Here is a 14,411-nt window from a genome sequence, read left to right as displayed (position 1 = left end):
AGCCGATGCATACCTGAACGTGTCCGGGAGCATGGAGTGCTAACGAATCGTAGGCGTCTTAATCATTGATTTGAAGCGTGCCCAGAAATCTAAAGAATCTGAGACACGTTATATCAGAATAAACAGCCGTATGAAGTGTTTTATCGGGGAATTTTGGGAAATAACGAGTCTGAGATTCCTTACAATTTAAAAAGAGAACCTAGAGGCCAAATTAGATGTCCTGAGTTCCTAAGAAAATTTTCAACACATTCCCCCAGAGTCCGCAGGATGGTACTTCAAGACTTTTAGGCGCTGACATGCATCATCGATAACTTGCCTGAGGTTAAAGAAGAACACCTATATAATTTATGATGTGTAATTTCGTCCCAAGCCAAGCTCCGTTAATAATTGACGATAAGCAATCGAAGTACGGTCTGCGGGAATATGGGCCTCGGCATGCAGATCAAGGGGCAGATCCTCCGGTTTCTGTGACTCGACCATCTCGCGGTCTTCTTCAAATACCTGCAAGTTGAACTTGATTGTGTCTTCAATTGGAGCGTCTTTGTCAAAGTTGCGTGTGATTGGACAGAATAAACGTGTATAACGAGCAGAGATCGGCGAAGCACAATTCAGAATATTCAGCTTGTCGTCTCCTGGGAAATGTACCGTAAGAGAAGCCGCAAAAGGTGGGAACACTCTAAACTCGCGCAGCCATTGGAAACCTTCAGGTGCAACAAGATCTTGCCCTTTGCCATAGTTACTTACCGTACTCCAATACTCGGCCAGTAACTCATTACCTTCGCGTTTCACTTTATATTGGGGGACTTCTGTGTTGTTTCGGTCACCAAACGTTTCGGTATGCACATAGGCAAAATGGGATACATCCAGGAAACCCTCCATTTGACGTCCAGAGGAACCAGCAATGTCAAAGTTGGGTGGCAAAATATTGATATAATCTGGATCATCCCATCCAGGGAAGGAGGGGATCTGTTCTTCTGTTCCGGCCAGTGTGGTCCATATTAAGCCATAACGTTCGACTGCCGGGTACACAATGAGTTTGAGCTTGGGCGAGATCTTGGAGCTTGGGTGTGCAGGTACTGCAGTACATTTTCCTTCACAATTATAACGGAAACCGTGATAAGGGCAGACAATCTCACCATTTTCTACCCAGCCTTTGCTAAGTGGAGCCCCGCGGTGAAAACAAAGATCCTTGGCTACCACAATCTGATCATTACTGCGATAGAGAACCAGCTTCACATCCAGTAATTGAGCAGCCAGGGGTTTGTCTGTTACTTCGGTTACCTGTGCTACCGGGTACCAATATTGGGATAATACATGCCAGTCTTCAGCAGTGAACGTACACCCTCTAGGTAATTCGGAAGTCATCGTATGGTTTGCGTTGGAAGTTATCATAGGAAACACTCCTTGCTGATATGGATAAACGATTCGCTTTTTTATGTCAGAAAAGTTAACTTGATTAGCCGTATGTTACTACTCTTTTGGTCAAAGTATCAATATATCCAACCTACTTTTGGTTGAAATCACAAACGGTACAGCTAAAACAGTACATGAATACGGAAATTTTCGGATTTACATTACGTCAGATGTTAATTGTAAAAAAGAGAACAACCTTTTAGTATGTTTTTCCATTACTGATTATTGACTCCATGGAGGTTGTCCTGGCATCAGAATCTCAGTGTGAATATTTGTTAGTTGAGCTGAAATCCTTGTGGGCATAAAAAGATTTTCGCAAAAAATGTCACAGATCCCGGCTGTCATTTGTCTACAGTATGTAAACCAAATAACGGAGGCGAATGAGAAATGAATTTAAGAACGAATTACAGAGCAGTGAGTCCAGGCGCATTTAAAGCGATGATGGCAATGGAGCAATATATTTCCGGGCAATTTGAAAATAAAGTATTGTATGAGTTGTTAAAAATCCGAGTGTCCCAGATTAATGGCTGCGCCTTTTGTCTCGATATGCATGCCAAAGATCTGATGAAACTGGGAGATTATGCGGATCATATTCTTTTGCTGAGTGTGTGGCGTGAAGTGCCTTTCTTCACGGATCAAGAACGTGTTATGCTGGAGCTGGCTGAAGCTGTGACTCTAATCTCGGAACAGGGCGTACCCCTTGCGTTGTACGATAAGGTTCGTGAACATTTCAGTGAATCCGAACTGGTGGATCTGATCCTGGCCATTAACACGATTAATAACTGGAACCGAATTGCGATTACAACTGGGATGTATCCGGGTTGCTTTAACTAAAAATACACGTACCACGCCAGAGGAGGCTTCTTATGAATTCCAATCTCCACGCCAATGAGCCAGAAGTGTCTTCTCTGGATGTTGGTGAGTTGTATATTCGTTATAAAGAATATGCATTTTCAATAGCTTACCGCATGTTGGGTAGTGTGGTAGAAGCTGAAGATATTGTGCAGGATTGTTTTGCGGGGATTCAGAGCACGTCTGCTCAGGATATTCGAAATCCCAAGTCCTACATCGCCAGATTGGTCGTGAACCGAAGCTTAAATCTGCTAAATTCCGCGCGTAATCAGCGGGAAAGTTATGTTGGTGAGTGGCTGCCAGAGCCGATAGGTGACAGTGTAGAGGCGAACATGCCAGAGGAAACGATGGAGAAAAAAGAACTGATTTCCTACGCCTATCTGGTCATGTTGGAGCGTCTATCGCCCATGGAGAGGGCTGTTTTTGTCCTTCGTGAAGCGTTCCGATATGATTATGCCGAAATAGCGGATTGGCTGGGCAAAACGGAGAGTAACTGCCGTCAAATCTTTAGCCGTGCCAGACGAAATCTGCCCGAAAGACTACCACCGATCGAGCAGAGTGATGCGGATATGATAGCCAAAGGTGAATTGCTGAGCCGTTTTACAACGGCATTCCTTCGTTATGACATCTCTGCCATGCTCGAGTTACTGGCGGATCAGCCTGTATTTACAGCAGATGGAGGTGGCGTTGTGCATACGGTTATGAGAACAATGAACGTGCACAAAGGTGTGCTTGCACTCCTGACCTCACGGCGTGTCCTTACGCGATTGCGTGAAAGAGAATGGGTACCCATGTGGATCAATGGCGAGCTTCAACTCGCATTGATGAAAGAAGGGCAGTTGTCCGAGGTACTCTGTTTGGAGTTGGACGCTTCCGGAGAGCGGATTGAGGGCGTGTATCTCGTTGTAAATCCGAACAAACTTACATCAATAGACACTTCAACTCTTTGATCCAAACGTAGGGACTTGATATGTAAACTTAAAAGCGGCAACCTCTGTCTCGAGGACTGCCGCTTTTTTGGCATTCACATTTTGCGATTCAGCATCCGATCATTCACGGGCAAATTGTTGTTGAACAGGTTCAATGATTGCTCTGACTTCAGGTGTAAGCTCATCATTGTTCTGATTGAGGACCAGTAAAATCTTTTCCATAGTGTCCAGAAGAAGACTCTGCGTATTGTGCTCCCGGTAAGCCAAAGTTTTCTCGTAAGCCTGTTTCACCTCAGGGTCCATGGTGCGGATTTCTTCATCCGTGTACCAATCATAAGCAGGCGTGTTGTCACTTCCGTAAAAGAGATAATCCACAAATAACCCTTGCTTCACTGCTGATGTGCGATTGGAATTCGGATAGTTGTTCAAAAAGGCTTCTTTCTCCAATGCACGCTGGATTAATTCGTTCCAAGAGATGATAATGCCCCCATCTGAAGTTGTCATTTGGTTGGACTCGGTAGCCATAATATCAATGTATGCAGCAATATCAGCCTTAACAAAAGGTTTGAACTTTTGATATATCTCATAATTGATGATGGGGTAATACAAGCCTTCACTGGTTTCCAGTTTGAACCCGAGATCTGAAGCTTCCTGCAAAAGTTTCTTCACGGTCGGATCTTTAATTTCTTTGAGCAGACGACTATATGTAAGCTTCTGTTCGTAACCAAGTTGTTCATGGGCTTGAGATATGGCCTGCTGAAATTGTTCCGTATACATTTGGTGATCCATATCAGCCAATTTCACGTTCTGCATGTTCTCCAATTGCAGTGTCATTAGTGTGGCCTGCCAAGGGTCGACTTTATCGATATGATTCATCAAGTATTTACGCGCTTTAACCAGACTTTCTGTGGACTTTACTGCTTCTGTTCGATAGGCTTGGAATTGATGATACACCGCTTTGGAAGCGGGAACAGGTGCAGCTAGTGTTGTTGAAGGTGTGATTATTGCGCCAATGGCAGTACAGCCGAGAGCCATAGCCAGTAAACCCAGTTTAGCAGGTTGATTCCATCTCATTTGTATACCTCCCCATAATGAAGAAAAAGCCATTTGAATTCTCGTATAACCGCATTTCACCGTATTTTATATGTATGATCCGTATGTTGAATATGTACGGTTTTGTCTTTGATTAAACCAGTTTCTGGTAAGCGAATCAAGTGTCTTCAGTAGGAAAATGAGTACAAATCATTAAAGAACAGCCCCTAAAACCCGCATGGGTTGAAGAGACTGTTCTGGGGAAGCGGATTTTATTTTCTAATTAATGAAGTGGTTTATTGTTAATAGGCATCTGAGGTGCTCCGGTTGCTGGAATGTATGCCTGAAGCATCTGTTGTGTATCACTTGGAGTGAGTTGAGGTACTTGATAATAGGCGTTTTTATTCTGGAACATGAAAATTTCATAGGCCATCTCGATAAAATGCTGGATCTGCGAAGCGACGACTCGGCGAACCGTTCCATTTGTGATCTCGTTGCAGGTCATGCCGAGCAGACTGGCATGTGATTTGATCAGTCCCAGCATATGACCGCTAATGCCGGCATCCTTTACATCAGCCAAGCTCTGATTTGGCTTTTTCGGTGCTGATGGCTTAAGGCCATATACCGGTGGTACGATGTTGGGGATCATGTAGGTTGCCGTCTCTTCATGAGGCTTCTGTCCGGATGCAAAACACTCTGCTGTCAGATTGTACTGGGATAAGATGAAATTGTACTGCCGGTCCAGAATGCCAATCAGTTCCTGGCTCTGCACAAATGTACGAAAGATCATGTATTGATCCAGCACGTTAATGGTGGAGGACAGAATCTCATGCACATCGAACATCTCATGGCCGCCATGATTCATGTTAGGGGTGACATTTGGATTAGCATTTAATGTGGGTTGTACTAAATTCTGAGGGTTCATGGAATTTGGATTCATTGTAAATTTGATTCTCCTTTGGTAAATGGTATGATTCTAGTATGCTTGGAGAGTAGTAAATTTATGTATTGTGTATGGATAAAAGCGTAAGCACAAATAGGAACAGGTATGGTGGTGGTTAAAGAAAGATGGAAGAGACCCATTGGAGTGTAGCAAAGGATTTGTTCGTCAAACATTACGGGAGCGCTATACAGATGCATCGAGAAGGCGTGTATGCAGACTATAAGCGATGGGACGTACCCCAAGAGTTAGAGGAACAATGGATAGGGGAGCGAATTCAACAATTAAGTTCCGAGCTGTCTATCATGAATTGGGATGCGGTGGATGAACTTGCTTTGATTGCCAAACATCGGACAGAACCGACAATTGTTACGGCAATTACTGCATTTGCTTCAAGACAATTGAAGAGTGCGGACAGTATGGTTCGTCTCGTGTATGCTGAACGTCTGATTGAGCTGATTAAACGGTATGAATCCTCTCTGTCGATGGACAAGTTACGGGAAACCTATCAATTGACGATGGACTTGCTGGTCGATGTGGCAACTAAACCGTTGGTGATTGATCCAGGCCATGAATTACAACAGTATGGATTAAAGGATAAGCGTGGATTGAATTTGCGTGTTGAAAAGAATAAGGAAGAAATCATCCGCTATTTTCGAAACTAATTGAATTTTACCAAGTGAGGTCAGAATCATTGAGAAAACTGAATTATATTCGCATATTTATTTTCCTTAGTGTGGTCACAATAGTAACGCTTGGGTTGTACTATGTAGCCGCAGATTGGCTGGATCAGCGTTATTTCCGCTTCCTGATCTGGAATCTGTTCTTGGGCTGGATTCCTTTTGTGTTCTCTTATGCAGCCTATCTTCTAAGTAATGTGAAATGGAAAGGTGCCGCATGGCTTGCAGTCGCAAGTGGTCTGCTGTGGTTGTTGTTTTTCCCGAACTCCTCTTATATTGTTACGGATCTGGTTCATCTGACAGCGAGGAGTTCCCGGTATTATGGTGGGAACGGAGTGGACTACACGTATTGGTACGACTTGAGTGTTGTATTAATGTTTGTCTGGACTGGACTTCTGCTTGGATTCCTGTCGATGTATCAGCTTCAGGAAGTGATCTTTCACCGAATTGGGCGCTGGGCATCCTGGATCTTTGTACTGGCAGGCTGTGCTTTGGGAAGTTACGGGGTATTGCTTGGACGTGTATATCGACTGAATAGCTGGGATGCACTGACGAATCGCGAGACGCTGATTGAACTGATGCACGAGAGTGTAAGCCGCCCGTCTCTGGCGTTTTGCCTGTTTTTTGGCACGTTTATCACTACAATCTATGTCACATTGTATTATCTGATCAATACGAGGTCTCCCCGTGAAATGAAGAATAGTGCAGGGAGTCCAGAGTCGGACCTGCAAGCGTTACGCTAACATATTTTTTAAAAAAGCCGAACTTATTAGATCTAATCTTAATGTACATTGCTTGAAGGGCTGTTCCAAGTCATACACATGGCTATTGGAACAGCCCTTTAACATTGGATCGAGCGGAGGATGTTCTGAAGAAAAATACCTCTACTTATCAGAGATTAGCTCAAGGATTGTTTTCACAACCAGTTCAGGTTCATCGTGAATAATCATATGCCCACTGCGGGTGGCCACAATGAGCTGACTATCCTTCGATATATTCAACATGTTCCGTTGTCCCGATTGCCATATGGATTCGAGCTTCTGCCCAATTTCAATCGAAATCCCTGCACTAGCATAGTCTTGAGGACGTCCTCGTGCAATGATACGTACAGGGATTGATCCAAGACTTTGGCCACGAATGGCATCTTCTGTTGAATGGGCGAGGAGGGCTTCTTCTTCTTTGGCGTGAAAATAGGAAGGGGTAGCAATCACATTAACAAAGGTATCCCGATCTTGCTTGGCAACCAGACCATCAAGCATAAAGTCTGGAAATAATCTGAAAGCTCCAGATACCTTCAGTAAAGATAACAAGGAGGCAGGCGGGTTTCCCTGAAACTGAGCCTGTTCCAACAGAGCCTTTGTATTCTGTTCATCATCCTCAGGTCTCGCATCAATGAGGACAAGGCTCTGAACCTCATTTGAATAGGTCTGTGCAAAGAGTCTGGCATACATCCCCCCAAGTGAATGACCTACCATAACGTAAGGGCCGCGTATGTTCTCCTTCTCCAGAGCTGCATGTAAATCTTTGACGATATTTGCACCTGTACGTTCTGTAGGTGCAGATTCACTCCAGGCATATCCTGCGCGATCATACGTGACCACCGTTGCATGTTGGGCTAGTTCCGCAGGAATGTCCCTCCACGACAAACTGGTCTCACCACTTCCAGCCTCCATAAGTATGGTCGGTGAACCATTGCCTTGTTTATGAATGTGTAGTTGGTAACCGCCGACTTGAACTAACGTACCTGGAGGTGGAAAGTCCTTTTTGGCCTGCGACGAAGCAAACCACTCATAGAGGAATGCGGCACCGATCAGTAGTAGCATTGTGCAGAATAACCTTATTATGAAGATGGAAAACCTGAATTTCTTGCTTTTTGAGGCTGGGGTAGTTGTATGCATGATCTTATGAATTCCTCTCCTACAGCTGTTTTTATATTTTAGTACAATGTATTAAAAAGATTATAGCACAGTGTATTACAAAAAGAGAAGTTTGTTGTATAATGTTGTCATGCCAAAAATCGTAGATCATGAAGCTCAAAGGAAAATCGTTGCTGATGCAGCAATCCGGGTCATTCAAGAGCATGGACTTGAGCATGCTACCGTTCGGAATATAGCAAAGGAAGCGGGACTATCTGTAGGTTCCATGCGTCATTATTTTGCCACACAGGCCGAATTGTTCACCTTTTGCATGAATCTTTTTGCAGAACGGGTACAGAAAAGGGTGGAGGCATTACAGATGAGTGGATCTGTACTGCTGGATATGAAGAATCTGCTCTTGCAATTTCTCCCGTTGGACGAAGACAGAATGATGGAAATGGAGGTCTGGTTTTCGTTTACAGCCAAATTATTGGTGTACCCCGAATTAAAAAAGTTAAGTGATCAGATGCATCAGGGGATGTATCGATCGGTTCAATGGGTGATAGAGGAGTTGCAGAAGCAGGGGATGACACATCCTGAACTGGATGCTGAGATGGAGATAGAGAAGTTATATGCTCTTGTGGATGGACTCGCCATTCATATGTTAATGCAGCCAGATAGACTTACGGTAAAACGAGTGGAACAAGTGATTGATCAGCATTTGAGCATGCTATGTCAAACTTAATCTTACGTTGTCTGAAGAAGGGTTATTTCCTTTTATAAGGAGTAATCCTTCTTTTTATGAAAATTTGGCAGGTATGCAGGATATGACGAAGAATTAAGAATGAGAAAGTAATAAATACATAGACAAGCAGGTGAACAACAAAATGTTGAATGCAGTAGAGCTGACAACAAAAGTGGAAGAAGTCATGGAACGCGTGAATTTTTCGGGTGTTGTATTACTCCAGCAAGCCGGGAAAACCCTTTTGAATATGAAACGTGGTTATGCGAATCGCAGTGAAGAGCTTGCCAATCAGGTGGACACACGCTTTGGAATTGCATCAGGATGTAAGATTTTCACGGCAGTGAGTATATGCCAACTAATTGAAGCGGGTAAATTGTCTGCTGATTCCAAGCTTACGGATGTATTGGATGTGGAGTTTCCACTATGGAACGAAGGAATTACCATTCAACAGTTGTTAACACACACGTCAGGCATTCCGGATTATTTCGATGAAGAAGTGATGGAAGACTTTTCAGAATTATGGAAAGACAGACCCGTTTACGCGATGCGGCGATTAAGTGACTTTCTGCCCATGTTTCAACATTTGCCAATGAAGTCTGAGCCGGGTGAACGTTTTCATTACAATAATGCGGGTTTCATTGTGTTGGGGCTTATCGTGGAGCAACATTCAGGACTGTCGTTTACAGATTATGTGGAGGAGCACATTTTCAAAAGGTGTGGCATGAAGGACTCCGGTTATTTCTTAACAGATCAGCTTCCGCGTAACACAGCTTTAGGGTATATCGATCATGAAGATGGCTCTTGGAACACTAATATGTTCTCCATTCCTGTCAAAGGTGGATCAGATGGTGGAGCCTATGTTACGGCACCGGATATGATTCGATTCTGGGATGCTTTACTGGGTCACCAATTGTTAAATGAAGAGACGACACAGCAGTTATTAACTCCACATGCTCATCAAGAGGATGAAGAGTACTATGGGCAGGGTATCTGGATTGACCGCAAGGGGGAAGACATTTTCAAATTTCATGTTATGGGGTTCGATCCAGGTGTGTCGTTCATGTCTTCCGTGTATCCGGACTATGATCTACAACTGGTTGTGCTCTCTAATCAAGAGTCTGGTCCTTATCCAATAACAATTGCTATAGAAGAAGCTTTGGCATGACGAATAAACCCTCAACCTATGGGCTGGTTATGGCCACAAGGTTGGGGGTTCATTGTCAAACAGGATAGAAGGATTGTTCTCCGTTTATAACATTTTCCATAGCTCAGGGGCGATTAATCGAGGAAAAACATCCAGCGGAGGTTTCTCTTTCTTTCGTTTGTCATTGGTTAACACCGTAACAAGTTCGAGCTCTGGGACAATATATACATACTGACCACCAAATCCTCGCGCGTAATAATAATGGAGATTGGGTTTGTCGTCTTCAGCAGCAATATTTTCGGAGTCAGACCTTTCGTTCGGATAGACATCCACCCACCAATGCCAAGCATAACTGCCGCGATTCGGTGGAGTGACTGTAATGAAAGGTTGTGTCGAACGGGAAACGAGATCACTTGAAATGAGAGACTCACCCTCCCACATCCCTTGTTGTAGAAACAGCTGACCGAATTTCAGCAGATCTACGGGTAACAACTTAAGACCGAACCCACCTGTATGCAAACCTTGAGGGTCATGTTCCCATTCATAATCCTTAATTCCCAGCGGGCCAAAAAGATAATGTTCTGCGAACTCGGCTACGTCCATACCTGCATTTTGCATCAGGATGGCGGATAGAATCTGTGATACTCCTGAATTGTATTCCATATATGTACCTGGTTCATGACTTAAGCGTTGTTCCAATGCAAAATCCACCCAATGATCGGTGCGGGTCATGCGAGGGAATGAATTCTGCCCGCCGAACTCGTCCCAGTTGAATCCAGCTGTCATGGTAAGCAGTTGTTCCAGTGTGATCGAAGGTTTACGCGGATCAGGATCGGATGTCAACTGTGGAAAAAAGGTGGAGATTGGGGTTGATGCCTCTGGCAACAAACCTTTATCCATCGCTATACAGATGAGCGCGGATAGCACACTCTTGGTACATGAATTGACTTTTGCAATATCGGTCGCAGCCTCGTGGTTGCGGTAGTGTTCGTACATAATCTCACCGCGCACGCTGACGAGGCAGCTTCGCAGATCCAGCGGAGGAATGATCTGTTGTAACTTGGATGACAGTGATGAAGGATTCATAGTGTCCTTTCTGTGCGGTTGATTTGTACAAGTTTTTTTGTGATAGCCTGTTATCGCTCTAGAGCATTTGAAGGATGTAGACTTAACATCGTTTTGGATTGTTAGTTTGTCCCAGTATATAGTCTACACTCACATTATGGAATTCAGACAACTTGATAAGTACAAGGCTTGGAATATCTAAAGCGCCAGTTTCATAACGAGAATATGTTGTTTGAGAAATTTTCAGCATTTTAGCCATTTGTTGTTGAGTCAGATCTTTATCTTCTCTTAGATCACGAATTCTTATATACATAAATATCACCCTTGATCAGCTTACTCTATGCGGAAACTGCATATTGATATTTATGCGGTTTTCGCATAAAATTAAACCAAGCTAATTAATGAGCTTTTACTGTGAAAAGATTATTAGGGAGGGATTGAAATGAAAAGTATATTAGAAGAGATCTATTATGGTAATTTGAGACCAGAAGAGAATATTGTCCCTAAAGATTCGGAGTATCGATCTATTAACAAGGAGATTACAGTTAATATCGAAAAATTTCAGAAAAAGCTCTCGGAGGATGACTTTAAACAGTTGGAGGAACTATTAGATATGACGGATCAAGTTCACTCTATGCATTCAAAAGAGGCTTTTGCGAGTGGATTCAAAATTGGGACGTTGATTATGATCGAGAGTGGTCTCACAAGCTAATGCGTTCAACAAAAAAATAGATAATTTGTGTAAGTATTGAGATGTTTTTTAGATAAGTAGTGGAAACGATAAATTCTATGCATTATGCTTGAGAAACAAAAGGTATACGAATTGATTTTGTAATGAGTTATATTGATTTCAAAGGTAAGGTGAATTTAATTGAATAACACAATTTTAGGTAAAGTTTTTACACAGAGGACTTTTAAGGATTTGTTAAATGGAAGAGAAAATGAGAACTACACTGCTTGTATGAATAAGTACTTAAATAATATTGGAAGTATTAATAACATTTTTGTTGTTGAAGAGCTTTATAATTTTTTGAAAACGAGATATCGTAATGAATATTATTATAAAAACACACTTCTTAATAAGTTATTACTTGGTAAACATAGTTTGAAAACTACTGTAGCATTAAGCGAAATTCCTATTGAGAAATCTAAAGCGGATTTTATTCTGATAAATGGTAAAGCAGTAGTTTATGAAATTAAAACAGAACTGGATTCTTTTGATAGATTGAAAAGTCAGGTTAATGATTACTATAGTGCATTTAATCATGTATGTGTTGTAACGTGTGAATCAAACTATAATAAACTAAATAATTTATTGAATTATACTCCCGTAGGAATTTATGTGTTAACAAAAAAAGATACACTTAGTATTCGAAAAAAACCTATTGAAAACAACACAATGCTTAGTCATCAGGCTATTTTTAAGTTATTAAGGAAAAGCGAATATGAAAGAATTATAAAAAAAATATTTGGTGGAATTCCCCAATCTAACCAATTTGATCATTACAAAAACTGCTATAATCTATTTATGAGCATTGATATCCATCTTGCTTATAAATTCGTATTAGAAGAGCTAAAGTTACGGAATGTTAAGGAGGTGGAGTGGTTTAAGAGTGTCCCATTACCTCTTAAAAGTCTAGTTTATTTCTCAGATTACAAAAAGAAAGATTATGTTGAACTTAGTGCATTTTTAGATAGTGAATATAGGGGGTAAAAATATGTATTTTCCATACCTAAGAGCCAAGCAATTTGAATTAATAGCATTAAGAGAGTTATTGGAGAACAAATTAATTGGAGAGAATATCTTTCCTATTATAGAACCTTTGAAACTCTCTCCAACATTGATAAAAACGATGGAGCATTACACTAGAGAAAATCGACTACTAGGGATTGTACAAAATCCAAAAGTCGGAAATTTTTTAGATAATTTCGATGAGGGAAATGAGAATAGATTTTCTGAAGCATACAAAGAAATTATGCGTAGTCCATATCTTGTTAATTGTTATGTAACAAACGAAAATTTCAAAACAGAATTAAATCAGCAGTTATCATTAGAAAATCTTAATAACGATGAAATTATTCTTATTCATGATTCAAGAGAATATTTAAATGACTTTTCCTTAGATTTTTCAATACTTCATCCTAAGTATAATCTTGTCCCTGATGAAAGTATTTATAGAAGAACGGTTAAAAAAAATAGGATACTGTTTAGAGATAAGTTTATCAAGCAATCAAGAAACACGGATTATACTAAAATAGAAGACGAATTTTATTCAGATGATCATTTGTACTTTATGGATGAAGGTTATGAGGGATTTGCTGATTATTCAATTATTGGAGCAGAATATAGCGAAGCTGGATTTGCTCCTTATGCTGTAGCAATTCATATTGTTTATTTTGACGTCAATAAGAATTTAAGAATCAAGCATTTTGTATCGGACTCGAACAAAGATACCAGAGATCCAGCTGGAAAATTTGGAGAAGCGCTAAAAAAATTAGTAGAGTGTTACGAACTTTCCTCCATTAACACTTACGGACTTAACCAATTTCGATATCATTATGATAACGGGACTTATCCGGGATTAGGAACAGTGAAAAAACTTTCTGTAATGCATCATTTTGAATTAATTAGTCGTTATTTGGATGAGGTGAAACAATGATTTGTTGTTCATTTTGCTTCAAAGACCCTGAGATAAAAGATGTCATTAAGTCATTGCATAATACAGGTGATTGCGAAGTTTGTGATAGACGAAATACTTTTGTCTATGACACTACAGAGCCCAATAAGGATTTAATTCAATTATTTGAAGGGCTTCTTGAAGTTTATAGGTCTACGAGCCTGCTTCCAGAAGGTTTTCCTAAAGAAGAGCGTGATTTTCTGCGCAATGATTTGTATGAAAGATGGAATATTTTCAATATTGATAAAGAAAAGATAGGCCCATTAATGAAAAGTATATGTTTTCAGAAATATCTTGAAGATCCAGATCTCTTTGATGAACCTGTTGGAATTATTTCACTGCACAAGGACGACTACATAAAAAACTCAATATTAAAAAATAATACGTGGGAGGATTTTGTTAAAGGAATAAAACATCATAATAGATTTCACACTGACTACTTTAATCTGGATGTTTTTGAACTTTTTCTAAAATTCTCTCAAAAATCATATTCAAAAAATGAAACTTTTTTCAGAGCAAGAATTTCTAACTCAGATGGATTAACTTTAGATAAAATGGGCGCTCCTCCTATGCATCTTGCTTCAGATGGGAGGGTCAATGCATCAGGTATTAGTTGTTTGTACGTATCTGATGATAGAGAAACAACTATACGAGAAATCAGGGCGGGAGCTCATGATTACGTTACTATAGGAAAGTTTAAGTTATTGGAGGATATTACTATAGTTGATTTGATGAATTTACATCAAATAAGTCCCTTTAAAACAATTGATATTATTGATTTTTCTCAGCATGCGGTTAACAGAAAGCATTTAGAAAAGATAGGTAGAGAAATAGCTAAACCTCTTAGAAGACAGGATAGTGCATTGGATTATCTTCCTACACAGTATATAAGTGATTTTATTAAAAGCAGAGGTTTTCAAGGGATTGAATATACAAGTACGTTGCACGAAGGAGGGAGAAATATGGCAATATTTAATCAAGAATTGTTAGAATGCACAGAGGTTTCAGTAGTCAAAATTAAAGAAGTAAATTACAGTCATGTGCCTCAAGTAAGATAATAATAAAATCATATTGTTA

Annotated in this window: 16 protein-coding genes; 10 read left to right on the top strand and 6 right to left on the bottom strand. The window is 40.7% G+C overall.

Annotated features, from left to right (window positions below):
- Window positions 1-345 precede the first annotated feature (345 nt).
- Window positions 346-1,392 (bottom strand): aromatic ring-hydroxylating oxygenase subunit alpha, encoded by a 1,047-nt coding sequence (locus ACE04G_RS22980; protein ID WP_221820467.1) that lies wholly within the window; start codon window positions 1,390-1,392, stop codon window positions 346-348.
- Between the two features lie 408 nt (window positions 1,393-1,800).
- Between ACE04G_RS22980 and ACE04G_RS22975 the strand changes: the two genes are divergently transcribed.
- Together ACE04G_RS22975 and ACE04G_RS22970 are read left to right on the top strand one after the other, a co-directional pair.
- A complete protein-coding gene (locus ACE04G_RS22975; protein WP_221820469.1) occupies window positions 1,801-2,247 on the top strand; it encodes a carboxymuconolactone decarboxylase family protein in 447 nt (148 codons plus the stop codon).
- A gap of 32 nt (window positions 2,248-2,279) precedes the next feature.
- Complete coding sequence (locus ACE04G_RS22970; protein WP_221820471.1) at window positions 2,280-3,215, top strand: sigma-70 family RNA polymerase sigma factor; 936 nt, start codon at window positions 2,280-2,282, stop codon at window positions 3,213-3,215.
- Between the two features lie 99 nt (window positions 3,216-3,314).
- Here ACE04G_RS22970 and ACE04G_RS22965 read toward each other — a convergent pair whose 3' ends face one another.
- Together ACE04G_RS22965 and ACE04G_RS22960 are read right to left on the bottom strand one after the other, a co-directional pair.
- Entirely contained in the window at window positions 3,315-4,268 is a 954-nt protein-coding gene (locus tag ACE04G_RS22965; RefSeq protein ID WP_221820472.1) for a hypothetical protein, read from the bottom strand.
- A 241-nt stretch (window positions 4,269-4,509) separates the two neighbouring features.
- Window positions 4,510-5,151 (bottom strand): spore coat protein, encoded by a 642-nt coding sequence (locus ACE04G_RS22960; RefSeq protein ID WP_397376252.1) that lies wholly within the window; start codon window positions 5,149-5,151, stop codon window positions 4,510-4,512.
- Between the two features lie 143 nt (window positions 5,152-5,294).
- Here ACE04G_RS22960 and ACE04G_RS22955 point away from each other — a divergent pair, with 143 nt between their 5' ends.
- Window positions 5,295-5,831, top strand: a complete 537-nt coding sequence (locus ACE04G_RS22955; protein WP_339304738.1) for a hypothetical protein — start codon at window positions 5,295-5,297, stop codon at window positions 5,829-5,831.
- 29 nt (window positions 5,832-5,860) lie between these two features.
- Window positions 5,861-6,589 carry a DUF1361 domain-containing protein gene (locus tag ACE04G_RS22950; RefSeq protein WP_221820478.1) on the top strand — a complete coding sequence of 243 codons (729 nt, stop codon included), beginning with the start codon at window positions 5,861-5,863 and terminating at the stop codon, window positions 6,587-6,589.
- Between the two features lie 141 nt (window positions 6,590-6,730).
- Here the strand turns inward: ACE04G_RS22950 and ACE04G_RS22945 are convergent, their stop codons facing one another.
- Window positions 6,731-7,669, bottom strand: coding sequence for an alpha/beta fold hydrolase (locus tag ACE04G_RS22945; protein ID WP_449004833.1), 939 nt, complete (start codon window positions 7,667-7,669; stop codon window positions 6,731-6,733).
- 169 nt (window positions 7,670-7,838) lie between these two features.
- Between ACE04G_RS22945 and ACE04G_RS22940 the strand changes: the two genes are divergently transcribed.
- Together ACE04G_RS22940 and ACE04G_RS22935 are read left to right on the top strand one after the other, a co-directional pair.
- Window positions 7,839-8,447 carry a TetR/AcrR family transcriptional regulator gene (locus tag ACE04G_RS22940; RefSeq protein WP_486094869.1) on the top strand — a complete coding sequence of 203 codons (609 nt, stop codon included), beginning with the start codon at window positions 7,839-7,841 and terminating at the stop codon, window positions 8,445-8,447.
- Window positions 8,448-8,589: 142 nt separating this feature from the next.
- On the top strand, window positions 8,590-9,612 hold the full coding sequence (locus ACE04G_RS22935) for a serine hydrolase domain-containing protein (RefSeq protein ID WP_221820484.1): 1,023 nt from the start codon (window positions 8,590-8,592) through the stop codon (window positions 9,610-9,612).
- Window positions 9,613-9,696: 84 nt separating this feature from the next.
- Here ACE04G_RS22935 and ACE04G_RS22930 read toward each other — a convergent pair whose 3' ends face one another.
- Both ACE04G_RS22930 and ACE04G_RS22925 read right to left on the bottom strand, forming a co-directional pair.
- Entirely contained in the window at window positions 9,697-10,677 is a 981-nt protein-coding gene (locus ACE04G_RS22930; protein WP_449004834.1) for a serine hydrolase domain-containing protein, read from the bottom strand.
- Window positions 10,678-10,759: 82 nt separating this feature from the next.
- Entirely contained in the window at window positions 10,760-10,969 is a 210-nt protein-coding gene (locus ACE04G_RS22925) for a helix-turn-helix domain-containing protein (protein WP_449004835.1), read from the bottom strand.
- 129 nt (window positions 10,970-11,098) lie between these two features.
- On the opposite strand from ACE04G_RS22925, the gene ACE04G_RS22920 reads away from it, so the two are divergent.
- The 4 genes from ACE04G_RS22920 (at window position 11,099) to ACE04G_RS22905 (ending at window position 14,392) form a co-directional block, all read left to right on the top strand.
- Entirely contained in the window at window positions 11,099-11,368 is a 270-nt protein-coding gene (locus ACE04G_RS22920; RefSeq protein WP_449004836.1) for a DUF6809 family protein, read from the top strand.
- Between the two features lie 159 nt (window positions 11,369-11,527).
- Window positions 11,528-12,370 carry a sce7726 family protein gene (locus ACE04G_RS22915; protein WP_449004837.1) on the top strand — a complete coding sequence of 281 codons (843 nt, stop codon included), beginning with the start codon at window positions 11,528-11,530 and terminating at the stop codon, window positions 12,368-12,370.
- 4 nt (window positions 12,371-12,374) lie between these two features.
- Window positions 12,375-13,316 (top strand): sce7725 family protein, encoded by a 942-nt coding sequence (locus tag ACE04G_RS22910; protein ID WP_449004838.1) that lies wholly within the window; start codon window positions 12,375-12,377, stop codon window positions 13,314-13,316.
- On the top strand, window positions 13,313-14,392 hold the full coding sequence (locus ACE04G_RS22905) for an RES family NAD+ phosphorylase (protein ID WP_449004839.1): 1,080 nt from the start codon (window positions 13,313-13,315) through the stop codon (window positions 14,390-14,392). Before ACE04G_RS22910 ends, ACE04G_RS22905 begins: the two co-directional genes overlap by 4 nt.
- Window positions 14,393-14,411: the final 19 nt, after the last annotated feature.

Source organism: Paenibacillus sp. AGC31, from assembly GCF_057334655.1.
Note: the sequence above shows the minus strand (reverse complement) of the source record. Positions and strands in the feature narration are given on the sequence as shown.

Excerpts from the sequence above, each read along its gene's own strand:
- ACE04G_RS22975 (WP_221820469.1), top strand. The coding sequence starts at position 1,801 with ATGAATTTAAGAACGAATTACAGAGCAGTGAGTCCAGGCGCATTTAAA.
- ACE04G_RS22925 (WP_449004835.1), bottom strand. The coding sequence starts at position 10,969 with ATGTATATAAGAATTCGTGATCTAAGAGAAGATAAAGATCTGACTCAA.
- ACE04G_RS22970 (WP_221820471.1), top strand. The coding sequence starts at position 2,280 with ATGAATTCCAATCTCCACGCCAATGAGCCAGAAGTGTCTTCTCTGGAT.
- ACE04G_RS22965 (WP_221820472.1), bottom strand. The coding sequence starts at position 4,268 with ATGAGATGGAATCAACCTGCTAAACTGGGTTTACTGGCTATGGCTCTC.
- ACE04G_RS22945 (WP_449004833.1), bottom strand. The coding sequence starts at position 7,669 with ATGCTACTACTGATCGGTGCCGCATTCCTCTATGAGTGGTTTGCTTCG.
- ACE04G_RS22905 (WP_449004839.1), top strand. The coding sequence starts at position 13,313 with ATGATTTGTTGTTCATTTTGCTTCAAAGACCCTGAGATAAAAGATGTC.
- ACE04G_RS22960 (WP_397376252.1), bottom strand. The coding sequence starts at position 5,151 with ATGAACCCTCAGAATTTAGTACAACCCACATTAAATGCTAATCCAAAT.
- ACE04G_RS22935 (WP_221820484.1), top strand. The coding sequence starts at position 8,590 with ATGTTGAATGCAGTAGAGCTGACAACAAAAGTGGAAGAAGTCATGGAA.
- ACE04G_RS22930 (WP_449004834.1), bottom strand. The coding sequence starts at position 10,677 with ATGAATCCTTCATCACTGTCATCCAAGTTACAACAGATCATTCCTCCG.
- ACE04G_RS22980 (WP_221820467.1), bottom strand. The coding sequence starts at position 1,392 with ATGATAACTTCCAACGCAAACCATACGATGACTTCCGAATTACCTAGA.
- ACE04G_RS22920 (WP_449004836.1), top strand. The coding sequence starts at position 11,099 with ATGAAAAGTATATTAGAAGAGATCTATTATGGTAATTTGAGACCAGAA.
- ACE04G_RS22910 (WP_449004838.1), top strand. The coding sequence starts at position 12,375 with ATGTATTTTCCATACCTAAGAGCCAAGCAATTTGAATTAATAGCATTA.
- ACE04G_RS22955 (WP_339304738.1), top strand. The coding sequence starts at position 5,295 with ATGGAAGAGACCCATTGGAGTGTAGCAAAGGATTTGTTCGTCAAACAT.